This window comes from Alkalibacillus filiformis, from assembly GCF_030814115.1.
In the GTDB taxonomy this organism is placed as follows: domain Bacteria; phylum Bacillota; class Bacilli; order Bacillales; family Alkalibacillaceae; genus Alkalibacillus; species Alkalibacillus filiformis.
Window position 1 is genome coordinate 182,716 of the sequence record NZ_JAUSUP010000004.1, and the last position, 14,394, is coordinate 197,109.

The 14,394-nt window shown below is 36.8% G+C and carries 14 protein-coding genes; 11 read left to right on the forward strand and 3 right to left on the reverse strand.

Features of this window, described 5'->3' with window-relative positions; genetic code table 11:
- The first annotated feature begins 146 nt into the window (after positions 1–146).
- From ntdP to J2R98_RS09075, 5 genes are all read left to right on the forward strand, one after another.
- Positions 147–677, forward strand: a complete 531-nt coding sequence (gene ntdP / locus J2R98_RS09055; protein WP_307068207.1) for a nucleoside tri-diphosphate phosphatase — start codon at positions 147–149, stop codon at positions 675–677.
- A gap of 107 nt (positions 678–784) precedes the next feature.
- Positions 785–2,563: an ABC transporter ATP-binding protein gene (locus tag J2R98_RS09060; protein ID WP_307068209.1), complete on the forward strand. Its 1,779-nt coding sequence runs from the start codon at positions 785–787 to the stop codon at positions 2,561–2,563.
- Positions 2,564–2,739: 176 nt separating this feature from the next.
- Positions 2,740–3,690: an AAA family ATPase gene (locus J2R98_RS09065; RefSeq protein WP_307068211.1), complete on the forward strand. Its 951-nt coding sequence runs from the start codon at positions 2,740–2,742 to the stop codon at positions 3,688–3,690.
- Entirely contained in the window at positions 3,690–4,892 is a 1,203-nt protein-coding gene (locus J2R98_RS09070) for a DUF58 domain-containing protein (RefSeq protein WP_307068212.1), read from the forward strand. The genes J2R98_RS09065 and J2R98_RS09070 overlap by 1 nt, the downstream gene beginning before the upstream one ends.
- Positions 4,885–6,114 (forward strand): hypothetical protein, encoded by a 1,230-nt coding sequence (locus tag J2R98_RS09075; RefSeq protein ID WP_307068214.1) that lies wholly within the window; start codon positions 4,885–4,887, stop codon positions 6,112–6,114. The genes J2R98_RS09070 and J2R98_RS09075 overlap by 8 nt, the downstream gene beginning before the upstream one ends.
- 532 nt (positions 6,115–6,646) lie before the next feature.
- On the opposite strand, the gene J2R98_RS09080 is transcribed toward J2R98_RS09075, so the two are convergent.
- Together J2R98_RS09080 and J2R98_RS09085 are read right to left on the reverse strand one after the other, a co-directional pair.
- Positions 6,647–7,690: an FUSC family protein gene (locus J2R98_RS09080; protein ID WP_307068216.1), complete on the reverse strand. Its 1,044-nt coding sequence runs from the start codon at positions 7,688–7,690 to the stop codon at positions 6,647–6,649.
- Positions 7,691–8,004: 314 nt separating this feature from the next.
- The gene (locus J2R98_RS09085) at positions 8,005–9,291 is read right to left on the reverse strand and encodes a glutamate-1-semialdehyde 2,1-aminomutase (RefSeq protein ID WP_307068218.1); all 1,287 of its coding nucleotides are present in this window, start codon (positions 9,289–9,291) and stop codon (positions 8,005–8,007) included.
- A gap of 119 nt (positions 9,292–9,410) precedes the next feature.
- Between J2R98_RS09085 and J2R98_RS09090 the strand changes: the two genes are divergently transcribed.
- The 5 genes from J2R98_RS09090 to perR all read left to right on the forward strand — a co-directional run bounded on the left by J2R98_RS09090 (position 9,411) and on the right by perR (position 12,461).
- A complete protein-coding gene (locus J2R98_RS09090) occupies positions 9,411–9,803 on the forward strand; it encodes a potassium channel family protein (RefSeq protein WP_307068220.1) in 393 nt (130 codons plus the stop codon).
- A gap of 67 nt (positions 9,804–9,870) precedes the next feature.
- Complete coding sequence (gene bcp / locus J2R98_RS09095) at positions 9,871–10,338, forward strand: thioredoxin-dependent thiol peroxidase (RefSeq protein WP_307068221.1); 468 nt, start codon at positions 9,871–9,873, stop codon at positions 10,336–10,338.
- A gap of 64 nt (positions 10,339–10,402) precedes the next feature.
- Positions 10,403–11,353, forward strand: a complete 951-nt coding sequence (locus tag J2R98_RS09100; RefSeq protein WP_307068223.1) for a D-2-hydroxyacid dehydrogenase — start codon at positions 10,403–10,405, stop codon at positions 11,351–11,353.
- A 2-nt stretch (positions 11,354–11,355) separates the two neighbouring features.
- A complete protein-coding gene (locus J2R98_RS09105) occupies positions 11,356–11,913 on the forward strand; it encodes a cob(I)yrinic acid a,c-diamide adenosyltransferase (RefSeq protein WP_307068225.1) in 558 nt (185 codons plus the stop codon).
- Positions 11,914–12,017: 104 nt separating this feature from the next.
- Positions 12,018–12,461 carry a peroxide-responsive transcriptional repressor PerR gene (gene perR, locus J2R98_RS09110; protein WP_370871963.1) on the forward strand — a complete coding sequence of 148 codons (444 nt, stop codon included), beginning with the start codon at positions 12,018–12,020 and terminating at the stop codon, positions 12,459–12,461.
- A gap of 93 nt (positions 12,462–12,554) precedes the next feature.
- Here the strand turns inward: perR and J2R98_RS09115 are convergent, their stop codons facing one another.
- Entirely contained in the window at positions 12,555–12,929 is a 375-nt protein-coding gene (locus J2R98_RS09115; RefSeq protein ID WP_307068229.1) for a YgzB family protein, read from the reverse strand.
- A 165-nt stretch (positions 12,930–13,094) separates the two neighbouring features.
- On the opposite strand from J2R98_RS09115, the gene J2R98_RS09120 reads away from it, so the two are divergent.
- Positions 13,095–13,961, forward strand: coding sequence for a nucleotidyltransferase-like protein (locus tag J2R98_RS09120; protein WP_307068230.1), 867 nt, complete (start codon positions 13,095–13,097; stop codon positions 13,959–13,961).
- The last annotated feature ends 433 nt before the right edge of the window (positions 13,962–14,394 follow it).

A 14,394-nucleotide genomic window follows, 5' to 3' on the forward strand; every position in this document is an offset into this window, starting at 1 on the left:
GAAGCACTCCAAACTAGTAGGAGTGCTTCTTTTCACATACATAGGCATCATCATAATCGAATTAGATTAACTTGTATGGTACAATGTCGTTATCAATTAATTTAAGAAGGGCTATAAGACATTGTAGTTAGAAAGAAGGGTAAAAAATGATTATTCCTAAAGACGGAGATAAAATAAAAGTTCAAAGTTATAAACATAATGGATCGCTGCACCGTGTTTGGGAAGAAACGACAGTATTGAAGAGTCAATCAAATTTACTTATTGGTGGAAATGATCGTGTGAAAGTATATGAAAGTGACGGTCGAACGTGGAGGACACGGGAGCCTGCGATAACGTATTTTACGAGCAATTACTGGTTTAATATTATTACGATGATGCGTAATGATGGGGTTTATTATTACTGTAATATAAGCTCGCCTTTCATAGTCGACGATGAAGCCTTAAAGTATATTGATTACGATTTAGATATTAAAGTTTTTCCGGACGGTACTTACAAGATTTTAGATGAAGATGAATTCGACATACACAGAAAACAAATGAATTATCCAGAAGTGTTACAAAAAATTTTGTATAAACAATTAAGAACTTTAGAGCAGTGGGTCCAACAAGGGAGAGGGCCATTTTCCTCCGAATTCCCAGAGAAGTGGTATGAATATTACTTAGCTTATTCAAAATGATGCCTGTTGTGATAGCAACAGGTTTATTTCACTTTTGCGCCATAACTTGGTGAAAGCCAAGTTTTTTATTTGTTAAGGGATTTTTTGCAACAGGAAGTTGGTGAAGTATGTACAGTATAAAGCGCTATTTACAGTTCGTTAAACCATATAAGTGGAGAATTGCTTTGACAATTGTTATTGGTTTATTTAAATTCAGTATTCCACTTATTTTGCCGTTGATTACGATGTATGTCATTGACGATATATTACTAGCTGAAGGCTTAACTACCGATGAGAGAGTAGAGAGTCTCCTTTGGGTCATGGCGCTAGCGTTTTTCGTCTTTTTAGTTTTGCGTCCACCAATTGAGTATTATAGACAATACTTAGCTCAATATGTGAGTAGTAAAATTTTATATGACATTAGACAGAAATTATTCGATCATATTCAGCGGTTAAGCTTAAAGTATTATTCAAAAACAAAAACAGGTGAGATTATTTCACGAGTAATACATGATGTTGAACAGACAAAAACATTCGTTGTAACAGGCTTAATGAATATTTGGCTTGATATGGCAACTATTTTAATTGCTATAGCAATCATGTTAACGATCGACCCAGTTTTAACTTTAATCGCAATTGTTCTATTTCCTGTATACGGTTTTTCGGTTCGTTACTTTTACTCAAGATTACGTAGTTTAACAAGAGAAAGGTCACAAGCATTAGCAGAAGTTCAGGGGCATTTACATGAGAGAGTTCAAGGAATGCCAGTAATAAGAGGATTCGCTTTAGAAGATCATGCGCAAGGTGAGTTCGATCAACATAACGGTAAATATTTAGACCGAGCGCTTCGTTTTACGAACTGGAATGCTAAGTCTTACGCAGTAACACATACGATTACAGATATTGCACCGCTTTTAGTATTAGCTGTTGGTGGTTATTTTGTGATTGGCGAGATTGTTACCATTGGTGCATTGATGGCTTTTGTGCAATATATGGAGAGAGTTTATAATCCATTACGACGTTTAGTCAATAGTATGACGCAATTAACACAAGCGCACGCTTCGATGGACCGTGTGTTTGAATTTATGGATGAAGAGTATGATATTGTTGATGAACCTAATGCTAAAGTGCTTGACCGTGTACATGGTGACGTTTCCTTTGAAAATGTCTCCTTTAAGTACGATGTAGAAGACCAGCACGTATTAAAAAATATTAACTTACCGATTCCAAAAGGTGAGACGGTGGCACTTGTCGGTATGAGCGGTGGAGGTAAGTCGACGTTAGTAAGTCTAATTCCACGCTTCTATGATGTAACAAGTGGTGCAGTTAAAATTGATGGGATCGATGTTCGTGACGTTCAAGCACGAACACTACGTGATCAGATTGGTATGGTTTTACAAGATAATATTTTATTTAGTGATTCTGTCGCGATGAACATTCGCATGGGTAAACCAGATGCGACAAATGAAGAGGTTGTTGCGGCGGCTAAAGCAGCTAATGCTCATGAATTTATTATGGACTTCCCGAATGGGTATGAGACATTAGTCGGCGAGCGAGGTGTTAAGCTTTCAGGGGGGCAAAAACAAAGAATTGCGATTGCTAGAGTATTCTTAAAGAATCCGCCTTTATTAATTTTAGATGAAGCAACTTCAGCTTTAGACCTTGAGAGTGAACAACTCATCCAAGAGGCGATGAATAAGTTAGCTCACAACCGTACAACGTTTATCGTTGCCCATCGTTTATCAACAATCACGCACGCTGACCGGATTGTTCTCATTAATAATGGTGAAATTAAAGAACAAGGAACCCACGATGATTTGATGCGCCAAAAAGGCTTATACTATGATTTATTCCAAGTACAAGAATTAGATCAAAAGCAAACTAAAAATAAACTGTCTAAACGATAAAACTAACCGTCGATTAAATCTAATCGGCGGTTTAATTTTATGACTTTATCATTTGACTTTAACAGAAGTGAAAAATGGTATTTACTAACTAGTAATAAATGTTATTTTGTGTTATTTTTGTACTATAATAAATCAGAAAAATGTGATTTTTTAAAGATTTTTGGGAGGGGACTTTAGTGACGATACAATCAAACGTAGTAAAAATGAAAGAACAAATTGGTAAAGTCATCATGGGGAAAGGCGAAACGATTGAACTTTTGATGAATGCATTTATTAACCAAGGCCATGTGTTATTAGAAAGCGTTCCTGGAACAGGGAAGACAATGTTGGCTAAAGCCGTTGCTAAATCGGTAGAAGGTGATTTTCAGCGTATTCAATTTACACCAGACGTTTTACCATCTGACGTGTCTGGTATTCAATATTTTAACCCGAAAGACCAACAGTTTGAATTAAGAGTAGGACCTGTATTAACAAATGTTTTATTAGCAGATGAAATTAACCGTGCAACTCCACGTACACAGTCATCGCTGCTTGAAGTTATGGAGGAAAAACAAGTAACGATTGATGGTGAGACGGTCAACATTCCGCAACCATTTATTGTGATCGCAACACAAAACCCAGTTGAATCACAACAAGGGACATTTGATCTTCCAGAAGCCCAAATGGACCGTTTCTTTATGAAGCTAGACTTAGGCTACCCATCATATGCAGATGAAAAAACGATGATGCAAAGCCACCGTGAAAACGAGCCACTTGAACAACTAACTTCAATCTTTTCAAAAGAAGATCTAGTTGGATTCCAAAATGAAGTTAAGAAAGTTAAAGTGACTGAAGTGGTGGAAGAATACATTTTAGATATTGTACAAGCAACTCGTAACCACCAGTATGTTGATGTGGGCGTTAGTCCACGCGGTACGTTAGCTTTCATGCGTTCGGCACAAGGGCGTGCTGCAATTAATGGTCGTGATTATGTAACACCTGAAGATGTTAAAGAAATGGCGCCGTATGTTTTACCACACCGTTTAGTGCTAAGTTTAGACGGATCTACAATCAAGTCACAAGAAGATGTTTTAACTGAAGCGCTAGAGGAAGTGGAAGTGCCAGCAGAGTATGGAGTTGCAAAGTAATGAAGTTTCAAAAATTTGTACAAGAAAATAAAACGTTTCCAGTCTTCGTCTTAGTCGGAACTGTTTTGCTATTTGCTGGGCTGTTTATCGATTTTTATAGTATGCATATGTTAATTTTTATATCGATTTTCCTGATCATTTTATATGGCTTAGGTGTCTTTTATGAACGCCATGTCGATGATTATTTAACATTTACTTTTGCTGAAGTACCTAACAGGCATTACCAAGGTGATGAAGGTTATATTGAAGTTGAGATTGAACAGAAAGGGATCTTACCTTTATTAAATGCTGAAGTCGTAATAGAAATGGATGATGTCATCGAGTTTAAAGGCGGTAGATCTATAGCGCGTCGTTACATGACAACATTTAATAAAAACTTTAATTTAATGTTTTGGGAAAAACGTAAAATTAGAATACCTTACGAGACGAAAAAAAGGGGAGTAGCTAAAGTTCAAAATATTGAGCTAGTCGTCCCGAATATTTTTGGTTTCAGTAAAGTTTTTATGAAAGCTCGTAAAAGGTTTAATAAAGAAGTCATTGTTTACCCGAATAAATCAGTGGTACCTAATATTGACTTAATGTCTCCTAAAAATATGGGTTTCCATAGAGCAACACATTCATTATTTGATGAACACACACTGCCTGTAGGAACACGTGATTATGAACAAGGGGACGCTTTTAATAAAATTCATTGGAAAGCAAGTGCCAAAGAAGGGGCTCTACAAACAAAAGTTTTCGAGAAAGCAAGCCAAATATCTTGGTGTTTCTTGTTAAATGTAAGGTCTGATCAAGGGCTGTCAGTAGCAGAAAACGTCGAAACATTACTAGAACAAATTGCTTATATGACAGAATATGCAACGAAAAATCAGATTCCGTATCGTATTTTCGTTAACATTTCAGCCCTAGATCAAATACCTTTCATTCACCAGTTAGAAGGTGAAGGCCACTTTCATTATCGTAAGACGTTAGAATTGCTGGCTAGAATGAAGTTCTTAACTTTTAATACGCCATATGAGAGAGTATTACATTTCGTATGGAAGCATGAATCGACTCCTGCTTATGTCATTCAAGTTGGATCTGTTACAGATCGACAAATGCAATATTTAAAGTTGATCGAGAGAAAAGGGGCAAAGCTTGCTTTCCTCAATGGTGACAGCCTAACAGCGGGACCTTCAGAAGGGAAGGTGAGACAAAGTGGATAGTTTATCCCTTCGTTATTTAAGGTGGTATCAGTATGCTTTAGAGCTTTTCCCACTGTTGATATTCATATCATTTGATTATGTAGGCTCAAATCAATGGCCACCTTTAACAGAGTTTATAATTTTGACGTTGGTAATAGCACCGATTACATCAATTATACTTTATCGACTTGGCGGACGTGTTGCAGTCTATGCGGCGATTCCTGTGGTGTTTTTAGCAGCTGTATTCTTTGGTTTTGGATTAATTTATGGAGCCATTATAGCTGTACTTACAGTTGGTCGAATAGAAAACCGTTATATTAAAACAGATGAAGATGTAGAAGCAGTCGTATTACTAGTCACTTTCTTTGCATCGATTATCGCCTTTTTATTTTTGTATACGACTGTAGGTGATTTTGCGAGTTATTTCATTTTCGTATTTGCTGTCCAAATTATTACTTGGTTAGTAGGGCGGTTAACTTATTATTTTATACGCGATGAGAAGGCTGGTAATGATTCATTGTCCAAAAAGGCATATGTTATTTTGTCTAGTGTAGGGGTTATAACGTTAGTTTCATATCTTCTTTATGTTTTATTCCCTTATATTAAATTTGGCTTTGCTTATGTACTTCATTGGGGCTTACTTGTTTTTGCGTGGTTGATGAGCCCGATCTTTAATATGGCTGAGAACTTCGAACCAAATCCCCCTATGATGGATGAAGAAGATGATGATGAGCTTGGTTTTGGAATGAGCACTGTTGACGAGAGGGTGCAGAACATATCCAATCTCTTTGAAAATGTAGGGTTAATCATTATTATAGCGATTGTAGCTATATTAGTAATTTTATATATTAAGTATCGTAATAGGTTGATGTTACACAAGGACCAAGTGAGAGAAGGTTATGAAGAAGTAGAAAAAGAGAAAACAGAAGGACGAATGTTTTTCAAAAGACGTAGCAAAGCAAAAAGGCCAAGCCACCGTGTTCGTAGAGCCTATTATGACTTAGAAAAATGGGCTGCGAAGCATGATATCGGACGTAGAGAATATGAAACAATCGATGAGTGGATGAATCGATTAAGTTTGTATGAGGAAGTTGATTCTTCTGTTTTAGAAGTTTATAAAACAGTTAGGTATAAACAAGATGAGGATTTGGATTTTAACGAACCTGAGTATTTAACAGCGATTCAAACGATTAAGAAAACATTAAAGAAAAAAGCAGATGAACAGAAGAAGAGTGAAGAGTAGTTTTAAAGAGGATGGGGCAAAAGGGATAGAGCGTGGTGAAAACACGAACATTTAACAGTTCATCATAGTTGAGCAGTCACATAGCGGAATCAAAATGCGTAGACTCCTGGTCGGCTAAAAACGGTCACGTCCTGCGCCTGCGGTTACTCGGCGCAAATTAAAGCGCAGAAGTTAAAGAAATCTGCATTTGTGACCAACGCCGACATTAGACCGTCCAGGTCGTCATGGCAAAGGCCAGGGTGAGACCCCACGGATGCACCTGCGTCTTCTAGCTAATCTTCGAAGCAGGCTTCCTCGGTGCAAAGCACAAGAAGATTACTCGAAGTAGTAGCTTGGCTCACCAGCCGCCCCGGCAAAGAAAACACTGCGACAAACGACCTTAGGGAGTTTGAGCAGATGTTGCACTTGTGCCCTGCGGGTGAAAGCGAAGCATTTTGATGGAGCGGTGATAAAAGATAAACCCGAACGAAGTCAACTTCTGACTTTGTTCGGGTTTTGTGTACTACTATCCATTTTTGTCCCAACTTCTTTGTTAATTATGAGGACTATTTTGATAGCTTCTTAGTAATTTCTTTAAATGAATTAACTCGTTATGGTAATCCATTAAGGTTGATGCTAAAGGTAATAGTTTAAGTCGATCTTGATCATCCTCTTCATATACTTGCAATAACTGGTCAACTAGTTTTGGAATATCAGGTTCATGAATCTTTTCTAATGGATCGACTTCTTTTTTACGAATACGTCCTAAATACATTAAAATTAACTTCTCGTGCGTGTGTAACGTCTTATCAACTTCTTCAATAATCTGCTTATTTATCTCTCGAGGTATGTTTTCAATATCATCATCCATTCGGTGCAACGTATTTAATACGAGGAAGGATTTATTTGATGTATGAATAAGCTGACGGAACAATACAAGCTTCCTAGCCCTTTCATAACCTTTTTTACGAGAGTAAGTACGTTCTTCTGAAAATAAGTGGTATGTTTGGTCAACTTTAGATAAGTCAGCGCTAAGTCGATCGATTTCTTTTTTTAATGCTGGCTGATCTGATAAATGTCTCGTTGTGACACGAATCCATTGTAAAATATCTGAGGTCGTTCGATTAATATCTTCAAACAACTTCGTTTCGTATTTTGGTGGTAAAAAGGCTAGGTTAACGACAAAAGCTGAAACAATACCAATAAAAATGGAACTAAATCGAATTCCGGCAAATTCTAAAAAGGGGATTTCAGTTGTATCCATAATGGCAATGACAGCAATAATAGCAATAAACGTTGTATCTTCTTTCATTTTTAAAATCATACAAATCGCTATAACCGTAACAATTCCAAAACCAATGATGAAGGGTTCATTACCGACTGATAATACTAAGACGATTGCTAAAATAGCACCAATTATATTAGCTTGCACTTGTTCTACGATTGTTTGAACAGACCGATAAATAGATGGTTGAATAGAAGATACAGCTGCAATAGCAGCAGCAAATACCCCAGCTTCAAAACCGAATCCACTTGCAACGTATAAGGCCACGACAGTAGCAAGGCCTGTCTTAAATGCGCGTGCACCTACTTTCATTCAAAATACCTTCCTCTCACGAACATCATTTCTTTCCATTATATTCTTATATACACTATATTAGAAACAATAAAACTTTTATGGATCAATTGTTTGTCTATTCAATTCCAACAAAAGGTTTATTTTAACCTAAAAATGACCAAAAAAGAGACTTTCGCAAAAAAGCGAAAGCCTTAGTTCTGGTAAAACCAGAAAGGAAGGGAGTTTCATAACATCATGTTCCTTCGATAAGGGGTAATCCAAAAATTCTGAATTATCTATATTTTAGCACAGTATTTTGAGAATTCAACCTTTTTTCATAGTTTTTTATAAATTTATAGTTGGCTGAATGCTGCCTCAACAGCGTTTAGCGTCTGATCGATATCTTCTTCAGTGTGCGCTGTTGTTAAAAACCACGCTTCATACTTAGAAGGTGCTAAGTTGATCCCTTGGTCTAACATGAGTTTGAAGAAACGGCTAAACATTTCACCGTCTGTATTTTCAGCTTGTTCATAGTTTGTAACCTCTTCATCTGTAAAGAAAACAGTTAGCATCCCCTTAAGACGGTTGATTTTTACAGGTAAATCATATTTTTTAGCATGTTCTAAAATGCCGTGCTCAAGTTTATCCCCTAGACGGTCCATTTCTTCATAGATGCCTTCTTGTTGTAACACTTCTAAACAAGCAATTCCTGCTGCCATGGATGCTGGGTTTCCTGACATCGTTCCGGCTTGATAAGCTGGTCCGAGTGGGGCAACTTGTTCCATAATGTCAACCCGACCACCATACGCTCCGATTGGAAGTCCGCCACCGATAATTTTTCCCATTGCTGTCATATCGGCTTGTACATTTGTAATCTCTTGTGCGCTGCCATAATGGAAGCGGAATGCCGTAATCACTTCATCAAAAATTAATAGACTGTCATTTTCATGTGTTAGTTGTTTAACTTCTTCCAAAAAGCCTGCCTTAGGTTCTACTAGACCGAAATTACCGACGATTGGTTCAACTAAAACAGCTGCAATATCATCACCGAACTTATTTAACGCTTCTTTAAGCGGTTCAATGTCATTAAATGGAACAGTAATGACTTCTTGTGCAATGCTAGTTGGCACACCTGCTGAATCAGGACTGCCTAATGTAGAAGGACCTGATCCTGCTGCAACTAACACTAAATCTGAATGGCCATGATAACAACCAGCGAACTTAATAACTTTCGTTCGGTTCGTATAAGCTCTTGCAATACGGATTGTCGTCATAACAGCTTCTGTACCAGAGTTAACAAAGCGAACTTTCTCTAAAGAAGGAATTGCGTCAGTAAGCATTTTGGCAAACTGATTCTCTAGTTTCGTCGGTGTACCATAAAGAACACCGTTTTCTGCTGCGCTTTTGATCGCATCAGTAATATGTGGGTGTGCATGACCTGTAATGATCGGTCCGTAAGCTCCTAAGTAGTCGATATATTGGTTACCATCAACATCGTAAAAGTGAGCACCTTCACCTTTTTCCATAAAGACAGGCGTTCCACCACCGACACCTTTAAAAGCTCTTGATGGTGAATTAACGCCACCTACAATTAAGTCTTCAGCTTCTTTATATAAGATTTCAGATGTTTGTCTATTCATTATTTCATTCCTCCATATGTATGCGTTCTATTTTTATATTCTATCATAGAAGAGTTTCATGCTTCAGTCTTTGTCATCATAGGTTATAGTAATGAACTAATGTAAAGTAGGGATGATAAATGGAAGTCCACTTTCTATCGCTGTTTTTTGTTATGGTCGTGCTTTCTGGGAGTTTATATATTTTTTCACGTAATTATAATGAAGTAAGGGGATCTTTTTCGAAAGAACTGTTTAGTGCCTTTATTGCGATTTATTTTATTTTAATGTTAAGTTTTGCATTAATTTACTTTATATTAGCTGAGATGGGATATATTTTACTTCAAGGTGAGTTACTTCAAACAGGGTCTTCAGTTGAACGATTTTTACACGCGATCTATTTCAGCGGTGTGACGTTAATGACGATCGGTTACGGTGATATTACGCCTATTGGTATTGGACGAGCGGTTGCACTAGTTGAAGCATTTATTGGATTTTTATTACCTGCTGCCTTTTTCTATAAACTATTTAAATAATAAGATTTGTCAGATGCAATAATGTTCGGTAATCTTATTATAAAAGTGGTTATAGGAGGAATTAAAAATGACAGTAGAAGTAGGAAAACAAGCACCTGGTTTTACATTACGAGCAAGTAATGGAGAAGATGTATCTTTATCAGATTATAAAGGAAAGTACGTCGTTTTATATTTCTATCCGAAAGATATGACACCTGGTTGTACAACACAGGCATGTGATTTTAGAGACCATCACGAAAGTTTTAAAGATTTAGATGCCGTCATTTTAGGTGTGAGCCCAGACCCAGTTAACCGTCATGAGAAGTTTATTGAAAAGCATGACCTTCCATTTTTACTTTTAGCAGATGAAGATCATAAAGTCGCTGAAGATTATGATGTATGGAAGTTTAAGAAGAACTTTGGTAAAGAATATTATGGTATTGAGCGCTCCACATTTATTATTGATCCAGATGGAAACGTAGTGAAAGAGTGGCGCAAAGTCAAGGTTAAAGACCACGTAGAAGAAGCGTTAAATTATATTAAAGAAAATTTATAAGCAACGAAAGATCGAGGAACGGCTTTGGTATAAGCTGTTCCTTCTATACATAAGGAGAGATACAGTGAAAATCATAACAACTTGTCGAGTAAAAGATTCTATTAAAGACCAACTTGTAAAACGTTTTAAAGATGTAAACTTCGTATGGCATGAATCGATTAGTGAAGCAGAAAAGGACTTAAGTCAAGCAGAAGTCTTAATCACTTACGGTGAAGATTTAGAAGACCATCATATTGAAGCAGCTCATAATTTAAAGTGGATTATGGTCATTTCAGCTGGTTTAGATGAAATGCCGTTTAATAAAATTAAAGAAAAAGGTATTCACGTAACTAATGTGAGAGGGATTCATGCAATTCCAATGGCTGAATACGTTATTGCGATGATTTTACAAGTAAGTAGACAAACAAAAACTTTAATCGAAAATGAAAAGAAGCACAAGTGGGACCGTAAAGTTAAAATGGAAGAAATCACAGGAAAGACGATGCTAGTTGCGGGTACTGGTGCAATTGGTCAGGAAGTTGCTCGCTTAGCCAAGGCTTTTAGAATTGAGACGGTAGGTGTATCACAAAGCGGAAAGCTGAAAGACCACTTTGACCGTTGTTATAAAAATGAAGAGTTAAACGAGTTATTAGGTGAAGCGGATTTCGTGATCGGTGTTTTGCCTGCCACTGATGAAACTGAACACTTCTTCTCAAAAGAACAATTTCACCAAATGAAAGAAGATGCCATATTTTTAAATATGGGGCGTGGTAAGACAGTTGATGAAGCGGCAATTACTGAGGCATTGGTAGCGAACGAAATTCAACATGCCGTGTTAGATGTTTTTGAAGAAGAACCATTAGATGAAGAAAGTCCATTATGGGATTTAGACAGCTGCACAATTACACCGCACCTGTCTGGTATATCTAGACATTACCAACCGAGGGCTTTTGAAATATTTGAAGAAAATCTAGAAGTGTATATAAAAGAAGGAAAGTTAGTTAAAAATATAATTGACCCAAAGAGGGGGTATTAAAGTTGCGTATTTACACACGCTCAGGAGATAAAGGGGAAACATCCTTAATCTATGGTAAAAGAGTGAAAAAGAACGACCTTAGAGTAGAAGCGTATGGAACTTGTGATGAAGCGAATTCTATGATCGGTTTAGGAAGAAGTCATTTAACGAATGAAGAGTTTGAAGGAAAACAGCAAGTGGTTGAAGCATTGCACCAAGTGCAGACAATCTTATTCCATGTCGGTGCTGAATTAGCGACACCTCAAGACAAGGAAGTAGCATGGAAATTAAAAAAAGAACATATTGAATCATTAGAACAGCAGATAGACAAGTGGGATCAATCCCTCCAACCTCTCAATAATTTCATTTTACCTTCAGGGCACCCTAGCGCAGCTGCACTTCATTCTGCTAGAACAATCGTTAGAAGAGCAGAAAGAGTAGCAGTAGCAATAGAGGATGAAGTCGGTAATGAACTAGTAGTATCATACTTAAATCGTTTATCAGACTTTTTATTTGTTGCAGCTCGCTATGTAAACCAGTCTTTAGGTGGCGAAGAGCTTCCTTTGAATACTGATGTTTAAAAAGATTTCCAGTCACATATAAATTGACAAAACATCTTGAGAAGATTTACACTATTTATAAGAATTATTAAGTAATAATATTATTGAGTTGGAAAGTGAGGTGCATGACGGTGTCTGAAGAAAGAATGCAAGAAGCGTTAGCAACTCTAAAGTCGTCAGGTGTTCGAATTACACCGCAACGTCATGCAGTGCTTGAATATCTCATGCATTCAATGAATCATCCAACTGCGGATGAGATTTATAAAGCACTTGAAGGTAAGTTCCCGAACATGAGTGTTGCAACAGTTTATAACAATTTACGCGTCTTTTTAGATATAGGCTTAGTTAGAGAATTAACTTATGGCGATTCATCAAGCCGATTCGATTGTAATACTAGTGAACACTACCATGTTATATGTAACTCGTGTGGGAAAATTGTGGACTTCCATTATCCAGCATTGGATGAAGTAGAGCAATTAGCAGAGCAAGTTACTGGCTTTAATGTGAGCCATCACCGCATGGAAGTGTACGGGACATGTACTGACTGTCAAGAAAATAGAAGTCACTAACAATTAGAGCTGATCTTTTAGGGTCAGCTCCTTTTTATGACGTATTATAATCAACTAATTTTCGATATAAAAAAGAAAGCTAGACTACGAAAGTCAGCTTTCTTTTTTATGTTCATTCGTATACTTTTTAGAATTGTAATTTTCATCAAACTCTTTACCTTCTAGATCTCTATCTAGAGTTAACGGTTGATTACAAAACATACAAGCATCAACACGACCGAGCATTTTGGTTTGTTTACCGCACTCCGGGCACTCAACAGGGACAGCTTTAGTTGAGAGCATTCCGATCCAAAAGTAAATGACAGTACTTAAACCGATTGCGACAATTCCGAGGAACATAAAGATTAACATTAACCATTCAGTTTCGCGGAAGAACAAGCCAATATACATAATGATCATACCTGCGAATATTAACCCTAATGCAACTGAGCGGATTTTATTAATTTTGTTACTGTATTTTAAGGCCATTAATTGGGTACCTCCCTTATATAACTCTTAAATATATTATTGCCATGTTTATCTCTATAGACAACAGAAGTATAGCACATTTTTTGTGACATGTATGTGAAGAAAGAGGAAATTCAAAAGATTTGTCGAAATGTATGTTCAGAGCGAATTTAGGAGGAAATGAAGATGGAAGATGTGTTACGTCCAATATACCAAGAGAGAGCGAGCAGTTCGAATACACTAGGGATATTAATGTTAGAAAAAGTAGAAAGCCATAAATCTGTAACGGATCATTTTGACTGTATATTACTCGTTATAGTTAATGAATCAGAGGAAGATTGGTATGTTAAACATTATGAATTTAATAATAAGAAAGCAGCCATGCATATTGTGACAGAGAACCTACTTAAAGAATGGATCAATACTAGTGGTTATCGGAAAGTAGTAGATTGGTTAACGCGTGGGACTATCATCTTTGACCGAAATGAATATTTGGCTCAACTAAAAGCGAGACTACGAGATTTCCCTGAAAGTTCAAGGCAATTAAGAAAAGCTATTGAGTTTGCTAAGCTAGTCCGCTCTTATCGAGAGTGCAAAGAACTCTTTGAATCGAAGCATTATTTAGATGCTAACAGTTTAATGATTCGATCGCTACATTACTTAGCGAGGCTGGCTGTGTTAGAGAAAGGTTTCCATCCTGAAATTATTGTTTGGCATCAAGTCAAACGAATAGATCCTGAAGTTTACAAGTTGTATCAAGAGTTAATCGAAAGTGAAGAACCAGTTGAAAAGCGAATTCAACTCATGATGTTAGCAAGTGACTTTGCGATTCATTCAAGAGCTGAACAAGGAGCTTCTCACTTATTAGATATAATGAAAGAACAAGAAGAACCATGGACTTTCGGAGACTTGAAAGTGCATCCAGAGATTAAACATTACACATTAGACTTATCAATATTACTGGAGTACTTAGTGGAACGAGACATTGTTGAAACGAAACTAATTGAAACAAAAGGGAACAATGTTTATCATCGTTGTTACCAAGTTAAATAGGGTTATTCATTGAAGCTCACTTGAGATAGTGGGCTTCTTATTACATATACCTTCAACAGGAAAATACCGCCAATTAATTTCTGTATAAAAGTTGTTGACGGTTAAAAAGGTATCGTGCTATATTTATAAACGTCGCATTGAGAGACGAACTCACAGCTAAATGAAAGTTAAGGAGTTGTTCTCAAACGAGAAAAAGTTGTTGACTTATAACTCATTTCTTGTTATATTTAAAGGGTCGCTTTTTGAACGGCGACACAAAACAACAACGATTTAAAAAAGATATAGAAAGTTGTTGACGCAACGGAAACAACTTGATATATTAGTAAATGTCGCTTTTGAGGCGACCAACTTCGAACCTTGAAAACTAAACAAAATAGCCTGTCGTCAATTCAGTTTTCTTCTAGTGATTGACTAAGAAGAAAACAACGATGAC

Excerpts from the sequence above, each read along its gene's own strand:
- ntdP (WP_307068207.1), top strand. The coding sequence starts at position 147 with ATGATTATTCCTAAAGACGGAGATAAAATAAAAGTTCAAAGTTATAAA.
- J2R98_RS09060 (WP_307068209.1), top strand. The coding sequence starts at position 785 with ATGTACAGTATAAAGCGCTATTTACAGTTCGTTAAACCATATAAGTGG.
- J2R98_RS09070 (WP_307068212.1), top strand. The coding sequence starts at position 3,690 with ATGAAGTTTCAAAAATTTGTACAAGAAAATAAAACGTTTCCAGTCTTC.
- J2R98_RS09080 (WP_307068216.1), bottom strand. The coding sequence starts at position 7,690 with ATGAAAGTAGGTGCACGCGCATTTAAGACAGGCCTTGCTACTGTCGTG.
- J2R98_RS09085 (WP_307068218.1), bottom strand. The coding sequence starts at position 9,291 with ATGAATAGACAAACATCTGAAATCTTATATAAAGAAGCTGAAGACTTA.
- J2R98_RS09090 (WP_307068220.1), top strand. The coding sequence starts at position 9,411 with ATGGAAGTCCACTTTCTATCGCTGTTTTTTGTTATGGTCGTGCTTTCT.
- bcp (WP_307068221.1), top strand. The coding sequence starts at position 9,871 with ATGACAGTAGAAGTAGGAAAACAAGCACCTGGTTTTACATTACGAGCA.
- perR (WP_370871963.1), top strand. The coding sequence starts at position 12,018 with ATGACGGTGTCTGAAGAAAGAATGCAAGAAGCGTTAGCAACTCTAAAG.
- J2R98_RS09115 (WP_307068229.1), bottom strand. The coding sequence starts at position 12,929 with ATGGCCTTAAAATACAGTAACAAAATTAATAAAATCCGCTCAGTTGCA.
- J2R98_RS09120 (WP_307068230.1), top strand. The coding sequence starts at position 13,095 with ATGGAAGATGTGTTACGTCCAATATACCAAGAGAGAGCGAGCAGTTCG.